Origin of the sequence: Nocardia mexicana NBRC 108244, assembly GCF_001613165.1 — a bacterium.
GTDB lineage: Bacteria > Actinomycetota > Actinomycetes > Mycobacteriales > Mycobacteriaceae > Nocardia > Nocardia mexicana.
Window position 1 is genome coordinate 1 of the sequence record NZ_BDBV01000065.1, and the last position, 20,289, is coordinate 20,289.

22 protein-coding genes are annotated in these 20,289 nt (G+C 69.3%); 13 read left to right on the forward strand and 9 right to left on the reverse strand.

Going from position 1 to position 20,289, the window contains the following annotated elements; all coding sequences use genetic code 11:
* The first annotated feature begins 28 nt into the window (after positions 1-28).
* Both NM1_RS24705 and NM1_RS24710 read left to right on the forward strand, forming a co-directional pair.
* Positions 29-544 (forward strand): DUF2505 domain-containing protein, encoded by a 516-nt coding sequence (locus tag NM1_RS24705; RefSeq protein ID WP_068024351.1) that lies wholly within the window; start codon positions 29-31, stop codon positions 542-544.
* A 62-nt stretch (positions 545-606) separates the two neighbouring features.
* Entirely contained in the window at positions 607-1,353 is a 747-nt protein-coding gene (locus NM1_RS24710; RefSeq protein ID WP_246011172.1) for a class I SAM-dependent methyltransferase, read from the forward strand.
* 124 nt (positions 1,354-1,477) lie between these two features.
* Here NM1_RS24710 and NM1_RS24715 read toward each other — a convergent pair whose 3' ends face one another.
* Complete coding sequence (locus NM1_RS24715) at positions 1,478-2,962, reverse strand: hypothetical protein (protein ID WP_068024354.1); 1,485 nt, start codon at positions 2,960-2,962, stop codon at positions 1,478-1,480.
* 96 nt (positions 2,963-3,058) lie between these two features.
* The gene (locus NM1_RS24720) at positions 3,059-3,667 is read right to left on the reverse strand and encodes a type IV toxin-antitoxin system AbiEi family antitoxin (RefSeq protein WP_068024356.1); all 609 of its coding nucleotides are present in this window, start codon (positions 3,665-3,667) and stop codon (positions 3,059-3,061) included.
* Positions 3,668-3,783: 116 nt separating this feature from the next.
* On the opposite strand from NM1_RS24720, the gene NM1_RS24725 reads away from it, so the two are divergent.
* Positions 3,784-4,518 carry an LmeA family phospholipid-binding protein gene (locus NM1_RS24725; RefSeq protein ID WP_084519997.1) on the forward strand — a complete coding sequence of 245 codons (735 nt, stop codon included), beginning with the start codon at positions 3,784-3,786 and terminating at the stop codon, positions 4,516-4,518.
* A 7-nt stretch (positions 4,519-4,525) separates the two neighbouring features.
* On the opposite strand, the gene deoC is transcribed toward NM1_RS24725, so the two are convergent.
* Positions 4,526-5,212, reverse strand: coding sequence for a deoxyribose-phosphate aldolase (deoC, locus tag NM1_RS24730; RefSeq protein WP_068024360.1), 687 nt, complete (start codon positions 5,210-5,212; stop codon positions 4,526-4,528).
* A gap of 162 nt (positions 5,213-5,374) precedes the next feature.
* Here deoC and NM1_RS24735 point away from each other — a divergent pair, with 162 nt between their 5' ends.
* Positions 5,375-5,920, forward strand: a complete 546-nt coding sequence (locus tag NM1_RS24735) for a GNAT family N-acetyltransferase (RefSeq protein ID WP_068024614.1) — start codon at positions 5,375-5,377, stop codon at positions 5,918-5,920.
* Between the two features lie 57 nt (positions 5,921-5,977).
* Positions 5,978-6,859, forward strand: a complete 882-nt coding sequence (gene purU, locus NM1_RS24740; RefSeq protein ID WP_068024362.1) for a formyltetrahydrofolate deformylase — start codon at positions 5,978-5,980, stop codon at positions 6,857-6,859.
* Between the two features lie 7 nt (positions 6,860-6,866).
* On the opposite strand, the gene NM1_RS24745 is transcribed toward purU, so the two are convergent.
* From NM1_RS24745 to NM1_RS24770, 6 genes are all read right to left on the reverse strand, one after another.
* Positions 6,867-7,883: an alpha/beta fold hydrolase gene (locus NM1_RS24745; protein ID WP_068024365.1), complete on the reverse strand. Its 1,017-nt coding sequence runs from the start codon at positions 7,881-7,883 to the stop codon at positions 6,867-6,869.
* 365 nt (positions 7,884-8,248) lie between these two features.
* Positions 8,249-9,235, reverse strand: a complete 987-nt coding sequence (locus NM1_RS24750) for an alpha/beta fold hydrolase (RefSeq protein ID WP_068024366.1) — start codon at positions 9,233-9,235, stop codon at positions 8,249-8,251.
* 236 nt (positions 9,236-9,471) lie between these two features.
* Positions 9,472-9,768, reverse strand: coding sequence for a DUF2516 family protein (locus NM1_RS24755; protein ID WP_068024369.1), 297 nt, complete (start codon positions 9,766-9,768; stop codon positions 9,472-9,474).
* 75 nt (positions 9,769-9,843) lie between these two features.
* Positions 9,844-10,515 (reverse strand): heparin-binding hemagglutinin, encoded by a 672-nt coding sequence (locus NM1_RS24760; RefSeq protein ID WP_068024371.1) that lies wholly within the window; start codon positions 10,513-10,515, stop codon positions 9,844-9,846.
* Positions 10,512-11,060, reverse strand: coding sequence for a helix-turn-helix domain-containing protein (locus NM1_RS24765; protein ID WP_084519999.1), 549 nt, complete (start codon positions 11,058-11,060; stop codon positions 10,512-10,514). Before NM1_RS24765 ends, NM1_RS24760 begins: the two co-directional genes overlap by 4 nt.
* A gap of 95 nt (positions 11,061-11,155) precedes the next feature.
* Positions 11,156-12,418, reverse strand: coding sequence for a DUF445 domain-containing protein (locus NM1_RS24770; RefSeq protein ID WP_068024374.1), 1,263 nt, complete (start codon positions 12,416-12,418; stop codon positions 11,156-11,158).
* Positions 12,419-12,797: 379 nt separating this feature from the next.
* Between NM1_RS24770 and NM1_RS24780 the strand changes: the two genes are divergently transcribed.
* The 8 genes from NM1_RS24780 to NM1_RS24815 all read left to right on the forward strand — a co-directional run bounded on the left by NM1_RS24780 (position 12,798) and on the right by NM1_RS24815 (position 20,114).
* Positions 12,798-13,466: a TetR/AcrR family transcriptional regulator gene (locus NM1_RS24780; RefSeq protein WP_246011173.1), complete on the forward strand. Its 669-nt coding sequence runs from the start codon at positions 12,798-12,800 to the stop codon at positions 13,464-13,466.
* A 125-nt stretch (positions 13,467-13,591) separates the two neighbouring features.
* The gene (locus NM1_RS24785) at positions 13,592-15,034 is read left to right on the forward strand and encodes an ABC1 kinase family protein (RefSeq protein WP_068024620.1); all 1,443 of its coding nucleotides are present in this window, start codon (positions 13,592-13,594) and stop codon (positions 15,032-15,034) included.
* Between the two features lie 63 nt (positions 15,035-15,097).
* Complete coding sequence (locus NM1_RS24790; protein ID WP_068024622.1) at positions 15,098-16,339, forward strand: saccharopine dehydrogenase family protein; 1,242 nt, start codon at positions 15,098-15,100, stop codon at positions 16,337-16,339.
* 78 nt (positions 16,340-16,417) lie between these two features.
* Positions 16,418-17,050, forward strand: a complete 633-nt coding sequence (locus NM1_RS24795) for a class I SAM-dependent methyltransferase (protein ID WP_068024382.1) — start codon at positions 16,418-16,420, stop codon at positions 17,048-17,050.
* Between the two features lie 363 nt (positions 17,051-17,413).
* Complete coding sequence (locus NM1_RS24800; protein WP_068024385.1) at positions 17,414-17,803, forward strand: hypothetical protein; 390 nt, start codon at positions 17,414-17,416, stop codon at positions 17,801-17,803.
* Positions 17,800-18,531 carry a hypothetical protein gene (locus NM1_RS24805; RefSeq protein WP_246011175.1) on the forward strand — a complete coding sequence of 244 codons (732 nt, stop codon included), beginning with the start codon at positions 17,800-17,802 and terminating at the stop codon, positions 18,529-18,531. Before NM1_RS24800 ends, NM1_RS24805 begins: the two co-directional genes overlap by 4 nt.
* Positions 18,531-19,241: an ESX secretion-associated protein EspG gene (locus tag NM1_RS24810; RefSeq protein ID WP_068024388.1), complete on the forward strand. Its 711-nt coding sequence runs from the start codon at positions 18,531-18,533 to the stop codon at positions 19,239-19,241. The genes NM1_RS24805 and NM1_RS24810 overlap by 1 nt, the downstream gene beginning before the upstream one ends.
* A gap of 24 nt (positions 19,242-19,265) precedes the next feature.
* Positions 19,266-20,114, forward strand: a complete 849-nt coding sequence (locus NM1_RS24815) for a polyphosphate kinase 2 family protein (RefSeq protein WP_068024390.1) — start codon at positions 19,266-19,268, stop codon at positions 20,112-20,114.
* The last annotated feature ends 175 nt before the right edge of the window (positions 20,115-20,289 follow it).

The following is a 20,289-nucleotide window of genomic DNA, read 5'->3' on the forward strand; positions in this document are numbered from 1 at the left end:
GCAAACAAGCACAGTAATCTAGCTGCCCATGGCTCGCCGACTGGACTATTCAGCCCGCTACCCGCTGCACACCACCAAAGAGGTGTACGCGGCACTGTCCAACCGCGACTACTGGAATGCGCGGATGGAGGAGATGCGCAAGTACTCCCCCAACGAGGTCACCGCTCTGACGGCCACGGACAGCGGCATCGAGGTCGAAATCGAGCACGTCCTGCCGCGCGACATGCTGCCGGATATCGCGCAGACGGTGATGCGCAAGGATATGACCATCACCCGCAGAGAGACCTACGGCCCGTTCGGTCCGGAGGTCACCGGCGAATACGTGGCCTCCATCCCCGCCGGTCCGGGCAGCCTGGACGGCACCCTGCACCTGTTCCCCACCGAGACCGGCTGCACGCTGCGGACCTCGTCGACGGCGAAGGTGTTCATCCCCATGCTGGGCCCGAAGCTGGAACAGATGATGCTGATCAACCTCGTGGATCTGCTGCGGGCCGAGGCCGAATTCACGGCGCAGTGGCTGGAAGAGCAGAACCCCACCGCCTGACGCCCGCCCCATCCCGCACACGAAGCACACCGATCGGAGCGATCACCCGCGGTACCACCGGGGTGAACCGGCTACGGCGCAGCGATCGCTGGCTGATGCACGACGAACTGGTGACCTCGCGGCTGCGTGCCGCCGCGGACCCGCTGGTCGTGGATCTGGGATACGGGGCGAGCCCGGTGACGACGCTGGAGCTGGCGGCACGGCTGCGGCGGGTGCGCGCCGACGTGCGGGTGGTGGGCCTGGAGATCGATCCGGCGCGGGTGGTGCCCGGCCGCGACGGCGTGGTGTTCGCGCGCGGCGGATTCGAGCTGGCCGGGCAGCGCCCGATCCTGGTGCGCGCGTTCAACGTGCTGCGCCAGTATCCGGAGGCGGCCGTCGCCGAGGCATGGGCGCGGGTGCTGAGCGGGCTGGCGCCGGGCGGGCTGCTGGTCGACGGCACCTGCGACGAACTCGGCCGCCGCTGCGCCTGGGTGCTGCTCGAGCAGGCCGGTCCGGTCTCGCTGACGCTGGCGTGGGATCCCTTCACGGTCGAGCGCCCCTCCGATGTCGCCGAGCGTCTGCCGAAGGCGCTGATTCACCGCAATGTTCCGGGCGAGCGAGTGCACGCGCTGCTCACCGCCGCCGACCGCGCCTGGGCCCGCGCCGCGCCGCTGTCGGCCTACGGCCCCCGGGTGCGCTGGCGCGAATCGGCCAGGCTGCTGCGCGAGGAGGGTTTTCCGGTCCGCCGCTACCGCCGCCGCATGCGCGACTGCGTGCTGTCGGTGCCGTGGGAGACGGTGGCCCCCAAGGGTTATGAGCTACGCGGCTGACAGTGCGCGCGAGACCTCGATGCTCGATCTCCGATGCCGGACTCGGGCGGAAGAGCCGTGGCATGCGAACAGCTCACCCATCGCCCGGCGACGAGACTGATAGGGTCCGCGGTCGGCGGACCCGTCACATGGGCAGCAGGTGTTGCACGCGCCCGACGGCGGTGGCGATGGTGACGACCGAGCGCGGCTCGTAGGGCTGACGCCACAGGCCGCCGTGGAATGCTCCGGTGCTGAACAAGGACTCCGGATTCGGTTCGGGGGCGGGCGGTTCGAACAGGTCGGCGACGAGTTTGGCGGCGAGCAGGGTGCGGGCGGTGTCCCCGTCGAAGACCTCGATGCCGAAGTGGGTGCAGCCCCGATAGGCCGCCACCGGCCAGGCACCGCGCGCGATCCGCCCCCACGCGAGCGGGGCGACGGTATACGACACGGTCTGTCCCGCGGCGTGCGCCAGCAACGCACGCCAGCGCGGTAATCGGTGGGCCAGTGCATGATTCGGGCCCAGGGCGGGTGGTAGCAGGTCGGCCACGCCCCAGCGGGCGCCCGCGGCATCCGCGATCTCGTGCCGGTAGTTCGCACGGAACACCGCCGAACCGGACAGTACCCGCGCGCAGTTCTGTGCCGCACCGGCGAATCCGGAGCGGGCCAGCTGTTCTCGGGCGTCGGCCAGCACGTCGCGCGGTACCGCATAGCAGTCGAAGGGCGAGCCGAGCTGTGCCAGCGCGGTTTCCGGGTGCCGCCGCGACACCGCGTCGGCCAGCAGATCCGCGGCCGCGGCGAGCCGGACCCCGGCCGGACCCGCCGCCGCGGCGTACAGCCCCAGAACCGGCCGGGCCCCGTCGCCGAGTTGGCCGTCGATCCACTGCGTCAGCGCCGGGAGATGTCCGGCGAGATCGGCTCCCGGTCGATCGGCCAGGATCGGGAAGCGCAGCCTGCCGGCGCCTCGGCGGGCGCAGTCCCGCAACGCCTGCCAGCGCCTGCGGCCCGGCAGATCGATCGCCGTCACGTCGGCGCCCCAGCGCAGCAGCGGCCGCAGCGGACCCGACCCGGCATCGGCTCCGGCGATCACCGCGCGAAAGCCCGGCAGTGCCAGCCACTCCGGATGGTCGATGACACGTTCGACCCCGGCGGCGAAACCCGGTTCGAGAATCCCGCGGCGCTGCCAGTCCCGCAGCTGCCGCCGCAGCCGGTCACCGGACAGCCGCTCGCCGCCGAGCGGAACCTCCAGGCGCCGCACGGGTTTCGCCGCACCCGCGACCTCGCCGGTCTCGATCCGCGGATGATCGGCACCCAGCCCGGCCGGATCCACATCGGACAGCGGCTGGACCGAGTGCCCGGCCGTGGCCTGCAGCGTGGCCCGGACCGCCCGCAGCCCGTCCCGGGCAATCCCGATCGAGGCCCCGGGCGAGCTGGCCGCCAGGGCCGTCATCCCGCGAAAGACCCGGCGATACCCGTGCCGCCATTCGCGGCAGGTCTCCACCGACTGCGCCAGATCCGCGTCGTAGCGGCGCACGGCGTCGGCGACGACCGCGGTGGCGAACATATCCGCGATCCGATCCGGCGGCCCGGGCGGAAAGAGCAGATCCCACGCGCCACAGCCGACCATCGCCATGGTCGATCACGATGCCATGAACACCGGCCCCGCAAAACTCGAACTGGATACGTCTAATAGCTGTAGTGCATCGGTTGTGCGGGCCCGCACCGGCTTTCACACACGCGCCAGCGCATGCCGGATCCGTGCGGCGGTGCGCGGCGGCAGAGCCGCGGCGGCGGAGCGAATCTCGGTGCTCGCGCAGCGATGGATGGCGACGGCATCCGACACCACCTCGTCCAGCGCGGCCTGCCCGATGCCGGTCTCGGCGAGATCCAGGACCGTCCGCACCGGCGTCGTGACCAGGAACGTGCCCGCCGATTCGACGTCACGGTGGCGCAGCACCCGGCGCAGCACCACCAGCCGCGGCGCGCTGGGCACCCGCGCACCAGTGGACGACAGGTGCAGGAACCGCGGCCGCAGACGGCCCAGCCCGTGCAGTTCGGCCGCGCTGTGATGGGAGACCGCGGCCGCCCCCTCGAACCACGCCGACCACATCGCGTATTCGTCGAGCGGCCCGGACGGCCAGTCCGCCAGCCGCAGCAGCCCGACCCCGGCGCGGGTCACCGAACCGTCGCCGAGCGCCGCTCGCACCCTCTCCTCACAGCCGGTGCGCAGCACGAGGCGGGTGGTGAAGTATCCGGCATGCCGGGCGGCCAGTTGCCGCAGCACCCACCAGCCCTGCTCCGGGTTACGGATTCGACTGGCGGCGGCTTCCCCGGACATGTGACCCAGGCTACGCCCGGAGTTTGTGCCGCATGTCACAATCGCCGGGCATCCTCGAGTCGGCCCCTCACCCGTCCCACAGAGCGAGCTCAGAAAGCTCGGGAAGAATCGGTGGCATGAGTTCGAACCCTCCCGGCACCCGGAACCTGCGGCGGATCATCCTGATCGTCGGACTCGTCCTCGTCCTCGCCGTGGTAGGCACCGTGGCAGCCGCCGAAACCTATTACCGCCATCGGACCGCGAACTGCATCGCCACGCAGGTGGAGCGGGACCTGGGTTCCAAGGTGTCGGTGAGCTTCGGCCCGAAACCGTTGCTGCTCACGGCGATCGACCACAAGGTCCAGTACGTCGATGTCGACAGCGACGACGCCAAGTTCGGCCCCGCTGTCGATATGAAGGTGCACGCGCGGCTCGACGACATCACGCTGGTCGACAACGGCCGCGGCGGCGCCGAGATCGGCAGCAGCAGCGCCGAGGCCACCTGGAGCAACGACGGCATCGCGCAGACGCTGAAGGGCCTGGTCTCGGGAGTCCAGTCCGACCCGGCCGCCGGCGTGCTGGACGTCAAGGTGCTCGGCGGCATCGCCGACCTGCAGGTCAAGCCGCAGATCGTCGGCGACCGGATCGAGGTGACCACGCAGTCCGCCCAGCTGTTCGGATTCGGATTGCCCACCGACCTGGTGGACGGCATCGTGGATCTGATGACCGAGAGCCTGCAGAGCTACCCGATGGGCCTGAAGCCCACCGAGGTGAAGGTCACCGACAACGGCATCGCGGTCTCGCTGTCCGGCGGCCCCACCAAGCTGGAACCCGCGCCGGACGCGCAGAACACCGAGGCGAGCAGCTGCTGATCGCCGGTTACTCGGGGATCTCCGCCAGCACCTCGCGCGAGCGAGACAGCCCGAGGCGCGTGGCGCCGGCCTCGATCAGCTCGGCGGCCGCCGCGGCCGTCCGGATGCCGCCGCTGGCCTTGATGCCCAGCCGCCCGCCGACGGTGTCGGCCATCAGCCGCACCGCGTGCACGCTCGCACCGCCCGCGGGGTGAAAGCCGGTGGAGGTCTTCACGAAATCGGCCCCGGCCCGCTCGGCGGCGCGGCACACCTCGACGATCGCGCCGTCCGGCAGCGCCGCCGCCTCGATGATCACCTTGAGCACCGCCTGATCGCCCACGGCCTCGCGCACCGTGACGATGTCCGACAGCACGGCGTTGTAGTCCCCGACCAGCGCCGCGCCGATATCGATGACCATGTCGACCTCGGCCGCGCCCTGCTCCACCGCCAGCCGTGCCTCGGTGCCCTTGACCAGCGAATGATGCTTCCCGGAGGGGAATCCCGTGACGGTGGCCACCACCAGGCCGGGCGCCCGGACGGGCAGCATCGCGGGCGACAGGCATACCGCGTACACACCCAGCCCGCGCGCCTCCTCGACGGTGGCGGTGACGTCGGCCGCGGTGGCCTCCGGCGCGAGCAGGGTGTGGTCGATCATCGCCGCCACCTCCCCGCGGGTGAGGGCACGCGTTCCTGGTTCCGGGGCGGTATCGGCCATGGGCACAGAGTCTGGCACATGGAAAGCGCACGGCGAATTTCGTTGCGGGCGGTATCGGACGTCGCGCACACTCGTAAGGGTCGGTCCACCTACGGTCCGGCGCATCACGATTCCCGCAGCACCCGTGCGGATGTGCCCACTCGCTGGGGAGGAGACGTCACCGTGCTGATCCGTCGCGAACGGGCCGGCGACATCCCCGCGATCGATGCGGTCCACCGCCGCGCCTTCGCTCGCGACTACCCCAACGGCCTGCCCGACGATGCCCCGCGCGCCGCCGCCGACCCCGCCGAGGTGGCGCTGGTCCACCGGTTGCGCAGCGATTCCGGCTGGATTCCGACGCTGTCGATGGTGGCGCAGGTCCACGACCGGGTGGTCGGGCACGTATGCCTCACCCGCGCCGGTGTCGGGCCGTTTCCGGTGCTGGCGCTGGGCCCGATCGGGGTGCTGCCCGACCATCAGGGCAAGCGGGTCGGCTCGGCGCTCATGCACGCCGCACTCGGCGCCGCCGACGCCCTGGACGAGCCGCTGGTGGGCCTGCTCGGCAGCCTCGACTACTACCCGCACTTCGGATTCGTCCCCGGCACCCGCGTCGGCATCACCCCCGACGAACCAACCTGGAGCTCCCACTTCCAGGTCCGCCCCCTCACCGCCTACGAACCGGACATCACCGGCGAATTCCATTACGCGGAACCGTTTTACGCGCTCTGAGTCTGTTCCCCGCACGCCGGGAAATACGTCCGCGATCCGTCCTGGGAGAATCGGCCCATGAGTTCGACCACCGACGACCACCGCTACGTGCTGATGCTGGGCTGCCCGGACCGGCCCGGCATCATCGCCCGGATCACCTCGTTCATCGCCGACTTCGGGGGATCCATCGTGGAGGCGGGGTACCACTCGGACGTCGACTCGGGCTGGTTCTTCACCCGTCAGGCCATCAAGGCGTCGACGGTGCCGTTCGGGCTGGCCGAACTGCGCGACCGGTTCTCCGCGGTGGCGGCGGAGCTGGGGCCCGACACCGAGTGGCAACTGCTGGATTCCGGGGCCCGGCGACGCGCGGTGCTGCTGGTCAGCAGGGACGGGCACTGCCTGCACGACCTACTGGGCCGCGCGGGCAGCGGCGAGCTGCCCGCGACCATCGAGGCCGTGATCGGCAACCACCCGGACCTGGCGGAGATGGCGCAGGCGCACGGCGTGAAGTTCCACCACGTGCCGTTTCCGAAGGATCCGGCCGAGCGCGACCCGGCGTTCGAGCAGGTCCGGGAGCTGGTGGACGCGCACGATCCGGATGCCGTGGTGCTGGCCCGGTTCATGCAGGTGCTGCCGCCCGAGCTGTGCGCGCACTGGACGGGCCGGGCGATCAACATCCACCACAGCTTCCTGCCGTCGTTCGTCGGCGCCCGCCCCTACCACCAGGCCTTCGCCCGCGGCGTCAAGCTGATCGGCGCCACCTGCCACTACGTGACCGCGGAGCTGGATGCCGGGCCGATCATCGAACAGGATGTGACCCGCATCGACCACGCCGACACCGTCGGCGACATGGTCCGCCAGGGCCGCGATATCGAACGCGTCGTCCTCGCCCGGGGCCTGCGCTGGCACCTGGAGGGCCGCGTGCTCGTCCACGGCCGCCGGACCGTCGTCTTCAACTAGCTCGAGCTCAGCTGGCGACGGCGCGGGAACCGTGGCGGCCGATGCGGACCATGCGGTGCAGTTCGGCGTTGAATTCCTGCGGCGCTTCGATATTCGGCAGGTGCCCGGTGGGCAGGATGGTGTAGCGGTCCAGGCTGCCGGATTCGGCGAGCACGTCGGCGATCTCGCGCGAGTGGATCTCGGGCAGCAGCTTGTCGAATTCGCCCGCGATCACGCTGGTGGGCACCGTGATGGCGGCCGCCGCGGTACCGAGGTCGAGCTTCGCGAGGTCGCGGGCGACGGCGGCGCGCACCGCCGGGCGGCACGACCGCACGATCGCCAGGCCGAACGCGGCCTGATCGGCGTCCGAGGCGCGATTCATGATGCGGGACTTGAACACCGTGCGCACCGCGGCCGAGCCGGGCAGCGGCACGGGCGTTCCGAATACCGCCTGCGCCGCCCACACCGGCATCGCGACGACGTCGCTGACCAGCGGAACAACCTTGGCGCGCGCCGGAATCTGCCGGGCCGCCGTGGTCGCCAGCACCACCGCCGACGCCCACTGCTCGACCTGCTCGGGATACTGCTGCGCCCAGGCCTGGATGGTCATGCCGCCCATGCTGTGGCCGACCAGCACCGCCCGCTGTCCGGGCCGCAGCACCGCGTCCAGGATGTCGGACAGATCGTCGGCCAGCTGGTCGGGACCGAACGGCCGGGTGCCGACCCCGCTCTCGCCGTGCCCGCGCTGGTCGTAGGCGACCACGCGGTACTCGCCGGCGAAGGTGTTGATCTGCGGATTCCAGTATTCGATGCAGCACGACCAGCCGTGGATCAGCACGATCACGTCACCGTCGGCCGGGCCATAGGCGTGCACCCGCAACCGGGCGCCGTCGGCGGTGGTGACGGGGACGATCTCGGGAGACGGGGCCGTATTCAGAGACGCGGTGGCGTAGGTGCGGGCGCGCAACCGCGCGCGGTATGCGGCGGTCAGCGCGTCGGCGCCGCTTCGCAGGCCGTTCACCGGGTCGGGCAGCTTCACCAGCATGAGCACTCCTTTGTGTCCTCCCGCACACTACCGCGCTAGCAGTAGTGCTTGCTAGTGCAAGCAGGGAAAGAATCCCCTTCCGCTGCGTGCATCCCGCATTCATCGAATACCCATTCGCTGCAACGACATTCGCGACCGAGTCCGACGATGAAGCACTGTTACCTACAACACATATCGACCGGAAGCCCATCCGCGATATCGCTCGGACGAATAACGAATTGCGAACGGTTCCAGACGCTTTCCGTCACAACGACACGCTCGATTCCGGCGTTCGCCGGAATGACAGGGCGGAACGCCGGAATGACAGCGCGGCATACCGGGAGGACAGCGCGGTACGCCGGGAGGACAGGGTCGTACCAGCGGGACTACGCGCTGGCTTCCCGCGCGACGTAGGTCGAGGACAGCACCCGCGCCAGCACCTCGTTGAAGGCCTCGTAGGCCTCCACGTTGCCCAGGTGCCCGGTCGGCAGGATCTCGAATCGCTCGAGACTGCCTGCGGCACGTAGCATTTCGGCGATCCGCTCGGCGTGCACGACCGGCGTCAGATCGTCGAATTCACCGGCGAGCAGCGTGGTCGGCACCGTGAGGCGCTCGGCCGAGCGGCCGAGGGCGAGGTCGGCGAGCAGCAACCCGAACTTCGCGCGGACGACCGCCGGGCACGAGCGCACGATCGACAGCGCGTAGTCGGCGACATCGCCGGTGGTGGCCAGGCTCATCACCTGCCGCCGGAAGATCCATTTCACGGGCGCGACCGGCGGGAACACGACCGCGGTGCCGAGCAGGAAACGGCCGACCGCGAACGGCAGCGATACCAGCCCGCGGTTGAATACGGGCAGCACGGTGGTCTCGGCGACCAGGTCGCCGGGCGAGGTGTTGGTCAGCAGCACCGCCGCCGCACGCTGGGCCACCTGCTCCGGATGCCGCCCGGCCCAGGCCTGAATCGTCATGCCGCCCAGGCTGTGCCCGACCAGCACCGCGCGCTGTCCGGGCCGCAGGGTGGCGGCCAGGACGGCGGCCAGGTCGTCGGCGAGCAGATCGGTGGTCAGCGGGCTGTCACCCAACTCGGTCTCGCCGTGCCCGCGCTGGTCGTAGGCGACCACGCGATAGTCGCCGGCGAAGGCGTTGATCTGCGGGTTCCAGTACTCGATGCAGCAGGTCCAGCCGTGCACCAGGACGATGACATCACCGTCGGCGGGGCCGTACGAGTGCACCCGCAGCGCGGCGCCGTCGGGCGCGGTCACCGGGACGACCTCCGTCGGCGCGGCCGGCGGATTGAGCGCGGCGGTCCCGTAGTCCCGCACGCGCAGGGTGGCGCGATGGACACGCAGCAGATCCTGAATCCTGCCCGCCATCCGTGCCACCGGCCGGAGCGACGGGCCCGAAGGAGGCAGCTCGCGTAACCACGTAGGGACCCGCGTAGGCCGCATCGAACTCTGCGTAGGCAGCGTTGCCCGCATGGAAACACTCCTTTGTGTGTTACTTACAAGTACAGTAACCCGCCGGAGTGGGTGCTAGCTAGTGCAAGCACGAAAAAATCCGCCGCACCGATATCGCATCGGTACGGCGGAAAGATCGGGAACCGGGCCTCCTACCAGCGCGGACCGCGCTGCACCTCGTCCACCTTGGGCCGCACATCGGCCAGATAGACGCCGGTGGCGACGACCGCGACGATGCCGATCAGCCCGACCGGCGTTTGTGCCAGGAACAGCAGCAGCAGCGCGACGGCCAGAATGGTGACCCAGATCGGCTTGGTCAGCTTGTCGACGGCGGTGAACGCGTCGGAGCGCTGCCGGATGGCGTGGACCAGCGCAAAGATGGTCGCGCCCAGCGCGGCAAGCCACAACACGAACACGATGGCACCAGTCACGGAATACACATTCCCCATGATAGGGGCAACGCCCTCGCATATCAGGACATGCGAGGGCGTCGCGTGCGGCTCGGAGAACCGCCGGGAACTGCGTTACTTCTTCGGGGCCGTGGTCTTCTTCGCCGCCTTGGCGGGCGCGGCCTTGGCCGGGGCCTTCTTCGCGGGCGCCTTCTTGGCCGGGCCGTTGGTGGCCGGTGTGGGCTCGGTGGTCACCTTCACGACCTCGGCGTCGACGACCGGCTCGGCCTCGTCGGCCTCGTCGGCGACCTTCTGGCCCAGCAGGCCGCGGGTCTGGTCGGTCACCTTGCCGAAGACGTCCTCGGCGCGGGTCACGACATCGTCGAGAATGCCCTCGACCCGACCGAACTGCTCGTCGAAGGTGGTGTTCTCCGAGCGCAGCCGCCCGACGGTCTCCTCGCCGCGTGCGGCCAGGTCCTGGTAGTAGTCCACCAGCTGGTGGTAGTACTGGTCGACCAGGCGGCGCAGCTCCTCGGGGGTGAGCCGCTCGCGCAGTTCGGCGACGTCGTCCGGCAGTTCGGAGGGCAGGCCGGTCAGCCGCTGGCGCAGCGACTCGAACTGCTCCTGCACATCGGCAGGCAGGTTCGACAGGCGCTCGCGGGCCTCCTCCACCCGGCCGGTCACATCGGCGGTGGCGGCACGCTCGCGTACCTTCTCGACCAGATCGTTCACGGCGGTGTACAGCGCATCGCCCGCGCCGACGGTCGCGTAGAGCGGCTTCGTCACGGTGGCATTCGGTTCGGTCATGGTGTTTCGTTCTCCTGGCGTGGCGGAACTTCGGTAATGCTGCCATCGGTGGCGTGCGGAACCTCGTTGTCCCTGTTCCCCCCGGGAACGCCCCCCTGGGTATCCGTAGCGTCCCCTCCGATGTCGTTCCCCGCGTTTTCCCGGCGGAACGATTCGTAGATGTCCAGCAGCACCTGCTTCTGCCGCTCGGTGATTCCCGTATCGGCCAGCAGGGCGTCCCGGACGGGGCTCGGCGGCCTCTGTTCGAGATAACCGGCCCGCATGTACAAGACCTCCGAGGAGACCCGCAGACCCTTCGCGATCTGCGCGAGCACCTCGGCGGACGGGTTACGCAACCCTCTCTCGATCTGACTGAGATACGGATTGCTCACCCCCGCCAGCTGTGCGAGCTGACGCAGCGAGACCTGCGCGGCCTCTCGCTGCGATCGGATGAAGCTTCCGATGTCGTGCGCCGCGTTGGCTACGCGGCCCACCCCTCCTCCGGCCGCAGACGTCTCTGCGGATTCCCCGGTGTTCTGGTCGGAAACCTCGGGCTCCTGTGCCATCACTCACCTTCCGGCGGTTGTACGGTCGATTCTAAAACAGGGTGCTAACTCTTGCAAGCACCCTTGCTAGCACTACTCCGGCAAACAACTGGCGGCTACGCCGACCACCCCGGGAAGAGCAAATGTGAAACGGCGTAGATCGCCAGTCCGGCCAGCGATCCGACGACAGTTCCGTTGATGCGAATGAATTGCAGATCGCGCCCCGCCTGCAATTCGATCTTGCGACTCGCCTCGTCGGCATCCCACCGGGCAACCGTATCGCTGATGAGGGTGGCGATCTCGGAGCCGTAATTGGCGACCAGATACCGGACCCCGCGCTCGACCCAGGAATCCACCTTGCCGCGCAGTTCCGACTCGTCGACCAGACGCTGCCCCAGCTGCTGCACATTCTCGGTGATCTTGCGCCGCAGCGTGCTGTGCGGATCGTCGGCCGATTCCAAGATCATTCGTTTGGCCGCCCGCCAGGTGGCCCGGGCCATTCCGGTGATCTCCTCGCGGCCCATGATCTCGGCCTTCACCCGCTCGGCCTTGATGATCATGGCCTCGTCGTACTGCAGGTCGTGCGCGAAATCCTCGAGGAATCGATTGGCCGCCAGCCGCACCTCGTGATCCGGCTGGGAGCGAATCTTCCAGGTGAATTCCACCAGTTCGCGATAAATTCGCTCGGACAGCAGCACGTTGACGAATTTCGGCGCCCACGACGGCGCGTCCCGCATCACGATCCGGTCGATGGTCTCCTGGCTGCCCAGCGCCCACTGGTGGGCCCGCTCCGCCAGCAGGTCCAGCAGCGGCGCCTGCCGGTTCTCGGCCAGCAGTTCCGCGAGCACCCGCCCGAGCGGCGGCCCCCACTGCGGTTCGGCGATCCGCTTGACGATGGTGTTGTCGATGACCTGCTCGACATCCTCGTCGCGGAGCGCGCCGATCACCGCACGCAGGATCGTCGACGACTCCTCCGATACCCGGGCGGCGTGATTCGCATCGGCCATCCAGCGCCCGAGCCGCAGGGAGATCTGCGCCGAATTGACCTTTTCCGCCACGGTGTCCGGCGACAGGAAATTCGCCCGCACGAAATCACCGAGGCTGGTGCCCAGTTGATCTTTCTTCTTGCGGATGATCGCGGTGTGCGGAATCGGCAATCCGAGCGGATGCCGGAACAGCGCCGTCACCGCGAACCAGTCGGCCAGCGCACCGACCATGCCCGCCTCGGAGGCGGCCCGCACGTAGCCGATCCAATTTCCGCCCGCGCCACGCGAACCCAGCCAGCAGCAGAACAGGTACACCAACGTCGCACCGACCAGGAATCCGGTGGCGACGATCTTCATCTTGCGCAGATCCCGCTTCTTGCCGGACTCGTCCATGAGATCCGCGAACGACGACGGCCCGGACGAGGGCCCGGGCAGCGCGCGTCTGCCCGGCGGCGGGCCTGTGTTGTTTCCCACTCCGGCAGCGGATTCGACGGCCGTCTCCGAATCCGTGCCCGCGGTGGATGCACTGCTGGCAGATCGCTCCATATTTCCCATTCTGGTCGCAACGACCGACCCGCTCGGTTAGACCCGCCCACCCCCTACTTCCGCACCGCGGCGACAGGTCGGTGGCCGAAGTCGGAACACGGCAGTTGCGGAGGACCTAAGCTGGGGTGGCCCGCACCCCCGGAACAAGGAGTCCGTCCTGTCCACCGAAGATCTTGTCGAGGTCGGCAAGCCGTCCGCCAGAACAGCTCCGGCACGGCCGGGCCGGGTGGACGGCCGCAAGAAGCGCTGGCATCAGCACAAGATCGATCGCCGCGAGGAACTGGTCGACGGCACCCTGGCCGCCATCCGCAAGCGCGGCGGGGACGTCGGAATGGACGAGATCGCCGCCGAGATCGGGGTGTCCAAAACCGTTCTCTACCGATACTTCTCGGATAAGAGCGATCTGACCCGCGCCACCATGGAGCGGTTCGTCGAGACCACCCTGATGCCGCGCATCTACGAGGCCATCAGCGACGACCTGGACGAGTACGAGCTGGTCCGCAACACCCTGGCCGCCTACGTCCACACCGTCGACGCCGATACCGACGTGTACCGGTTCATCATGGGCAACGGCTCCACCACCGACAAGTCCACGCTCGCCGACTTCGAGAAGCTGTTCGCCGACGTGGTGTCCGCGGTGCTGCGGGACAAGGCCTTCGACCGCAACGTGGAGACCGAGGGCATCGAGCTGTACGCGTACGTCCTGGTGGGCGGCGTGCAGCTGGCCACCGACTGGTGGATCACCAACCGCACCCTGTCGGCCGACAAGATGCTCGACCACATGACGATGATGGCGTGGAGCGCCATCGAGGGCATGGTCCGCGCCGGCGGCTCCCCGGAGAAGTTCAACGCCGTGCAGCATCAGCTGCCGGAACCGATCGACGCCACGGAATAGCCGAGCCCGAGCGCTTGTGACGGCCGCAATCTGCGGCTGGGCCGGAGCGGCCCGCGTTGGTTACGCTGAAGATCGGCAGGGAACGGGAGTTCACATCGCCGTGCGTCGGCACCAACGGAGGTTTGATGGCTAAAGAGCTGCCGACGTCTCGGTTGGCCAGGGGGACGAAGCTCGGCGTGGCCGTCGCGGGCAATGTCATCCGCGCGCAGCGCACCCGCCGATCGATGCGCGGGCGCTCGGAGGCCGTGCGGGCGCGGATGGCCGAGGAGTCGATGATCCGCGCGACCGAGCAGATGGTCATGGTGCTGGGCACCATGAAGGGCGTCGCCATGAAGCTGGGCCAGATGCTGTCGGTGCTGGATATGGATCTGGTGCCGGATGAGCACCGCGAACGCTTCCAGCGTCGGCTGGCCGTGCTGCGCGACAGCGCCCCGAACGTCTCCTCCGAGACCATGTGCGCGGTGATCGAGGAGGATTTCGGCCGCCCGATCGACGAGCTGTTCGCCGAATTCGAGCCGGAGCCGATCGCGGCCGCCTCCATCGGGCAGGTGTACCGGGCGCGACTGCACGACGGGCGGCAGGTCGCGGTGAAGGTCCAGTACCCGGGCATCGATGTCGCCGTGCGCGCCGACCTGAAGAACCTGTCCATGTTCCGGCGCGTGCTGCAGACGGCGATGCCGTGGGTGACGCCGGCGGTGCTCGACGAGCTGCGGCTGAACTTGGAGAGCGAGCTCGACTACGTCGCCGAGGCACATACCCAGCGCCAGATCGCCGACCTCTACGCCGACCACCCGTTCATCGTGGTGCCCGCCACCATGCCGGAGCTGTCGAGCACCCGGGTGCTGGTGAGCGAGTACTTCCCCGGCCGCAATTTCGAGCAGATCCGCGCGCTGCCCGCGGCGGAACGCGACCGGGTCGGCGAGATCATCTACCGCTTCTACGTGGGTTCGCTGTTCAGCTTCAACGAGTTCTGCGGCGATCCGCACCCGGGCAATCTGCTGCTCGGTGAGGACGGGCGGGTGGCGTTCCTGGATTTCGGGCTGTTCAACCGGATGGATCCCAAGCACGTCAAGGCCGAGATCGCCGGGATCCGGGCCGCGGCCGAGGACCGCGCCGACGACCTGTGGAAGATCATGATCGACCGGGGTGTCATCGACGAGCCCGACGCGGTGACTCCCGAGGAATGCCTGGAGTACGTGCTGGCCGCGTGCGAGTGGGCGGTGGTGGACGAGGAACTGACCATCACCCCGGAACTGGCCAGCGGCGCATTCGTGCTCGCGGTGGATCCGCGCGCCGGCGAATTCGCGGGGATGAAGGAGCAGAACCTGCCGCCGGAGCACCTGTTCTCGCGCCGCGCGGACTTCCTCACGTTCGGGGTGCTCGGCCAACTGGAGGCCACGGCGAACTGGCATCGCATCGCCCGCGAGTGGCTCTACGGCGATGCGCCGGTGACCGAGCTGGGCAAGGCGCATCACGCCTGGCTGGCGCAGCGGCCGGACCTAGTCAAGCAGACCACCCCGGCGCGGAAGAAGACGAGCGCCACCACCAAGCGACGCCGCAAACCTTGATCCGTCATCCCGGCGGTACGCAGATCACGCCGCAATGACAATAGACGGCAGATGGGAAAGTTCATGGCAGACAGGGAATTCGATCTGGTCCTGTTCGGCGCGACCGGTTTCGTCGGTGCGCTCACCGCGCAGTATCTGGTGCGGGCGGCACCCGCGGGCGCCCGCATCGCGCTGGCCGGACGCTCCGTGGAGAAGCTGACGAAGGTCCGCGACGAGCTGGGCCCGGCCGCGGCGGAATGGCCGCTGCTGGTTGCCGATTCGTCGGATCAGGCGGCGCTGGACGATCTCGCCGCCAGGACCAAGGTCGTGGTCTCGACGGTCGGCCCGTACCTGCGGTACGGCCTGGCGCTGGTGCAGGCGTGCGCGGAGGCCGGAACGCACTACGCCGACCTCACCGGCGAGCCGCTGTTCATCCGCGAATGCATCGACCGGTTCCACGATCGCGCCGTGGAGACGGGCGCGAAGATCGTGAATTCCTGTGGCTACGACTCGATTCCGTCCGATCTGAGCGTGTACCGGCTGTACCGGCGCTCGGTCGAGGACAACACCGGCGAACTCACCGACACCACCCTCGTGGCCTGGCTCAAGGGCGGCGCCAGCGGCGGCACCATCGACTCCGGGCGCGCGATGATGGAGGCGATCGCCGCCGACCCGTCGAAGGGGTCGGTCATGGCGCATCCGTATTCGCTGAGTCCGGACAAGGCCATGGAGCCCGATGTCGGACGGCAGTCCGATCAGGCGCTCGCGCGGGCCTCGACCATCGACCCGAGCCTGGACGGCTGGGTGGCGACCTTCGTCATGGCCGCCCACAACACGAAGATCGTGCGGCGCAGCAACGGCCTGCTGGGCTGGGTGTACGGCAAGAACTTCCGCTACCGCGAGGTGATGAGCGCGGGCAAGTCGCCGGCGGCACCGCTGGTGGCGGCCGGTATGGCGGGCGGCATCGTGGCGACGATGGCGGCCGGTGCGGTGCTCTCGCGCGTATCGGCGGGCCGCAAGCTGCTCGACCGGGTGCTGCCCAAGCCCGGCACCGGACCGAGCGAGGCGGCCCGGCGCAGCGGCTGGTTCACGATGAAGACGTTCGCGCGGACCACCTCCGGCGCCAAGTACGTGTGCACCTTCGCAGGCGAGGGTGACCCCGGCTACCAGGCCACCTCGGTGCTGCTCGGCGAGTCCGGGCTCAGCCTGGCGTTCGACGAATTGCCCGAGCTCGCAGGCATTCTCACCCCGGCGGCGGTGATGGGCGACCCGCTCACCGAACGGCTGCGCGGCGCGGGCATGACCATCGAGGTGGACCGGGCCTGACAACCGGCCGCTGCGGCCGGAAGCTCCCCAACGACGAGGAGTCACAATGCGACTGATACTCGAGCCGGAGGCGGCCCGGTGAATCTCGCGCGGCGGACCATGAACCACCCCGCCTTCGCGCTGGTCTACGAACGTGCCTGGCGGCCCGCCAGTTTCTTCGCCGCCACCGGACGCACCATGCAGGCCGACCGCCGCGACGCCGTGCGCGTCCTGCGGCTGCGCGGCGACCGCCGGGTCCTCGATATCGCCTGCGGCCCCGGTAATTTCACGCACTATCTCAGCGAGCGGTTGACCGGTGACGGGTACGCGGTAGGCATCGACTTCTCGGTGCCGATGCTGCGCCGGGCGATGTCCGACAACCGCGGCGCGCGGACCGGTTACGTGCGCGGCGACGCCCGACAGCTGCCGTTCCCCGACGGCAGCTTCGACGCGGTGTGCTGCTTCGGCGCGCTGTATCTGATCCCGGATCCGATGGTGGCGGCGCGGGAGATGATCCGAGTGCTGGCCCCGGGCGGGCGGATCGCGATCAGCACCAGTCACCGCGCCGACAGCTGGTTCGGGCGCGTCAGCACGGCGGTCGGCGGCGCGGGCGGGCTGCGCGTATTCGATACCGACACCTTTCCGAAGCTGTTCGCCGAGGCGGGGCTGGTGGAGATCGAGCAAGAGGTACATGGGCTCATGCAGTACGTGAGCGCCACCGGCCCGCGCTGAAACCGCTGCGCCGCAACCTCTTCGCAGACCGCGGAGCCGACCGTTGGCTGCGCGGACGACGGAGGCGACCGTTGGCGCACTCACGCCAACGTTGCTTCGATTGTCGTCCGCGCCACTAGCCACGGTTGTCGGCGCCGCGAAGCCGGAGGACACGAGCTGCGGGCACCGTCGGCGCCGCGGACCACCGCGGCCACCATCGCCCGGACAGCAGCGGAAGTGACCGTGGCGCAACGGGTTCCACAACCGCTGGCGAAGGATCGTGTGCCGCGTCACAAATCCGATCCACGTCGCCGGTGAGCGCACTCCGGTACTGTCCCAAATGGGACAGGTGGGATGTGGCGGTGAACGGAAGGGGAGCACCGGGTGGGTGTACCGGACACCGGTCAGCAGGCGGCCCGCGAACTGTATGCCGCGGCAACGGGTTCCGGGGACGGGGCCTTCGAGATCGCCGAGGATGTGGCACGCAACCTCGCCGCCGCATGCGATCGGCTCGTCGACGACCTGCAGCGGGCGCGGCACACCGAACACCTGCTGACGACGATCTCCGGGTTCCCGGAGCTGCCCTCCGGGCACGGGCTGGCCCGCGGGTTCGGCAACAAGGGGCGCGAATTTCTCGACACCGTGCTCGCCTTCCAGGAGACGGCTCTGCTGTTCAAGGCCGCGTACCTGGCCGCGGGCAGACACTTCGCCGAGGCCGAGGCCGCCAATCGCGCGGCCCTGGAATTGGCCGCTGCCCGGCTGGAGGACCGATGACCCCCGACGACCCACCCCTATCCGCCGACGACTCGGCGAACTCCGCCGACGGCCCGGCGGACCCGGCAGCGCCCAGCCTCCCGGCCGACTCGGCGACACCTGACCCCACTTCGGTAAACCCCCACGGCACGAACGTGATTCGCGACGTGCCGACCGCAGTGGACGACATAGACCCGCCCTATGTCCCGGATCGGGAAGTATTCGGCTCCTACACCCATCGAGAACTCTGGGGCCTGGTGCACGAGGCACTCGACCCCGGCGCCCTGGGGCAGGCGGCGGACGTGTGGCGGGGCAATGCCGACGTGGTCGGCGAGGCCTTCCGCACCTTCTCGGCGAGCGCGAACGCCGAGTTCGCCCGCTGGAGCGGGCAGGCCCGCGACGCGGCGCTGCGGGCCACCCTCGATTTCGTCGCCCGCGGCGCCGCGGTGCCCGAGGTCTGCGTCGCGGTGCAGCGGCGACTGGAGGCCGATGCCGAAGCGGCCCAGGTGATCCGGGACGCGATCCCACCGCCGCCGCAGCCGTATCAACCGCTGGAGGACCCGGTCGCCGAGGCCGTGCACGGCGGACGACGGCGCATGGAGCACGACACGCAGGCCGCGACCGCCCAGGCCGACGTACGCGATGTCATGACCTTCGTCTACAACCCGACCCTGCCCGCGTCCGGGGACCGCGTGCCCCGGTTCGCACCGGCACCGCGCGGTCCGGGCTCGAGTGGGGGTCACGAGTAGTGAAGTGGGTGCTCACCCCGGACGAGTTCACACACGTCTGGGCCACCGAAACGGGCCTGGATCGCCGCCCTTACCCCGTAAATATGATTCCGGCCGCCACCGCGCGCACCGAATCCGAGTACGCCGCACTGGGTTTGCGCCATCGGTACGCTCGCAACACCGACCCGGACCTGACCGCCGCCCTGATGCTCTGCGCCCGGTCCGACGCCACCACGATCACCGTCACCGGGGAACGGTCGGGCGGCCCCCGGGACGAGCCGGAACGGATCCTCGCCTTCGCGGCGGTGGTCCATCACCACGCCGGCGTCCTCGTCGCCGGATCCGACACCGTGACCGTGACGGTCTGCCACGCCCGCACCCTCGGCGACAAGCTGGTGGAGGTGATCGGCTCCGCCCCGCCCGGACGGCACGCCACCATGCGCGAGCCGCAGGACGCGGTGCTGAACCAGGAGGGGCCCGTCCTTCCCGACAACGGCCAGGGCCCCGCGCGCTTCCGCCGCAAACTCCGCGAGCCGGTCGACGCGCGCGGATTCATCACCGTCTCCGTCGCCCCGGACAACCCGATGTCGCCGCCCACCCGCCACCGCACCTGGCTCGACTTCGCGGGTGACGGCCGCTACCTGCTCACCACGGCCGCCGACCTGAGCCTGACGCCGGTGTCGGATACCGATTTCGCGACTCAGCTGATGAAGTTGGCGGGCATCAGGTAGCCGCAGGGTAGATACTGCACTGTTATGGCTAAGTCTCCCTGGTCCAAACCGGTCACCAAGGCGTTGCAGGCCGACGGGCTCGAACTCGGCAAGTTCGACACCTCCGCCACCCCGGGCTTCAAGGGCAACAAGAAGGACGGCGAGCAATTGCTCGCGGAGCGCGGCCCCGTCCTGTCGGATCTGCAGGAGAAGCTGTTCGCCAACGGCCGCTCCGGCGATCCGCGCAGTGTACTGCTGGTGCTGCAGGGCATGGATACCGCGGGCAAGGGCGGCATCGTCCGGCACGTGATCGGCTCGGTGGACCCGCAGGGCGTCGACCACGCCGCATTCGGGGTCCCGACCGCCGAGGAGAAGCGCCACAACTATCTGTGGCGCATCCGCAGGCAGCTGCCGCGCGGCGGCCAGATCGGGGTCTTCGACCGCTCGCACTACGAGGACGTGCTGGTGGTCCGGGTGCACAATCTGGTGGCGCCGGAGGTGTGGGGCAAGCGCTACGACGAGATCAACAAGTTCGAGCGCAAGATCGTCGACTCCGGCACGACGCTGATCAAGGTGGCCATGTTCGTCTCGCTGGACGAGCAGCGCAAGCGCCTCGCCGAGCGGCTGAACCGGCCCGACAAGTACTGGAAGTTCAACCCGAACGATATCGACGAGCGCGGCTTCTGGCCCGCCTACCAGGAGGCCTACCAGGCCGTCCTGGACCGCACCTCGACCGATTACGCCCCGTGGCACGTGCTGCCCGCCGACCGCAAGTGGTACTCCCGGCTGGCCGTCACCGAGCTGCTGATCGATGCGCTGCAGAACCTGAAACTGGACTGGCCCGCGGCGCAATTCGACGTCGAGGAGCAGAAGAAGCGCCTCGCCGCCTCCTGACCCCGGCGTGCCGACCATTCATTTCCGGCGTGCTTGTGGCCGGAATCTCAAGGCCCTCTCAGGTTCGCCCGCAATCATGTGGTCCGGACCTGCCCTCGCATTTCGGGCGGCGGCGTCGCGCCCGCACGGCATCCGCCCCGTACCATCGCAGACGGCACCGGACGGCTGTCCGCAC

Bases quoted from the DNA above. Each gene is read 5' to 3' on its own strand.
- purU (WP_068024362.1), top strand. From the start codon at position 5,978: ATGAGTTCGACCACCGACGACCACCGCTACGTGCTGATGCTGGGCTGC.
- NM1_RS24725 (WP_084519997.1), top strand. From the start codon at position 3,784: ATGAGTTCGAACCCTCCCGGCACCCGGAACCTGCGGCGGATCATCCTG.
- NM1_RS24715 (WP_068024354.1), bottom strand. From the start codon at position 2,962: ATGGCGATGGTCGGCTGTGGCGCGTGGGATCTGCTCTTTCCGCCCGGG.
- NM1_RS24750 (WP_068024366.1), bottom strand. From the start codon at position 9,235: ATGGCGGGCAGGATTCAGGATCTGCTGCGTGTCCATCGCGCCACCCTG.
- NM1_RS24745 (WP_068024365.1), bottom strand. From the start codon at position 7,883: ATGCTGGTGAAGCTGCCCGACCCGGTGAACGGCCTGCGAAGCGGCGCC.
- NM1_RS24805 (WP_246011175.1), top strand. From the start codon at position 17,800: ATGACCCCCGACGACCCACCCCTATCCGCCGACGACTCGGCGAACTCC.
- NM1_RS24760 (WP_068024371.1), bottom strand. From the start codon at position 10,515: ATGACCGAACCGAATGCCACCGTGACGAAGCCGCTCTACGCGACCGTC.
- NM1_RS24770 (WP_068024374.1), bottom strand. From the start codon at position 12,418: ATGGACGAGTCCGGCAAGAAGCGGGATCTGCGCAAGATGAAGATCGTC.
- NM1_RS24705 (WP_068024351.1), top strand. From the start codon at position 29: ATGGCTCGCCGACTGGACTATTCAGCCCGCTACCCGCTGCACACCACC.
- NM1_RS24790 (WP_068024622.1), top strand. From the start codon at position 15,098: ATGGCAGACAGGGAATTCGATCTGGTCCTGTTCGGCGCGACCGGTTTC.
- NM1_RS24755 (WP_068024369.1), bottom strand. From the start codon at position 9,768: ATGGGGAATGTGTATTCCGTGACTGGTGCCATCGTGTTCGTGTTGTGG.
- NM1_RS24815 (WP_068024390.1), top strand. From the start codon at position 19,266: ATGGCTAAGTCTCCCTGGTCCAAACCGGTCACCAAGGCGTTGCAGGCC.
- NM1_RS24765 (WP_084519999.1), bottom strand. From the start codon at position 11,060: ATGGCACAGGAGCCCGAGGTTTCCGACCAGAACACCGGGGAATCCGCA.
- NM1_RS24785 (WP_068024620.1), top strand. From the start codon at position 13,592: ATGGCTAAAGAGCTGCCGACGTCTCGGTTGGCCAGGGGGACGAAGCTC.
- NM1_RS24720 (WP_068024356.1), bottom strand. From the start codon at position 3,667: ATGTCCGGGGAAGCCGCCGCCAGTCGAATCCGTAACCCGGAGCAGGGC.
- deoC (WP_068024360.1), bottom strand. From the start codon at position 5,212: ATGGCCGATACCGCCCCGGAACCAGGAACGCGTGCCCTCACCCGCGGG.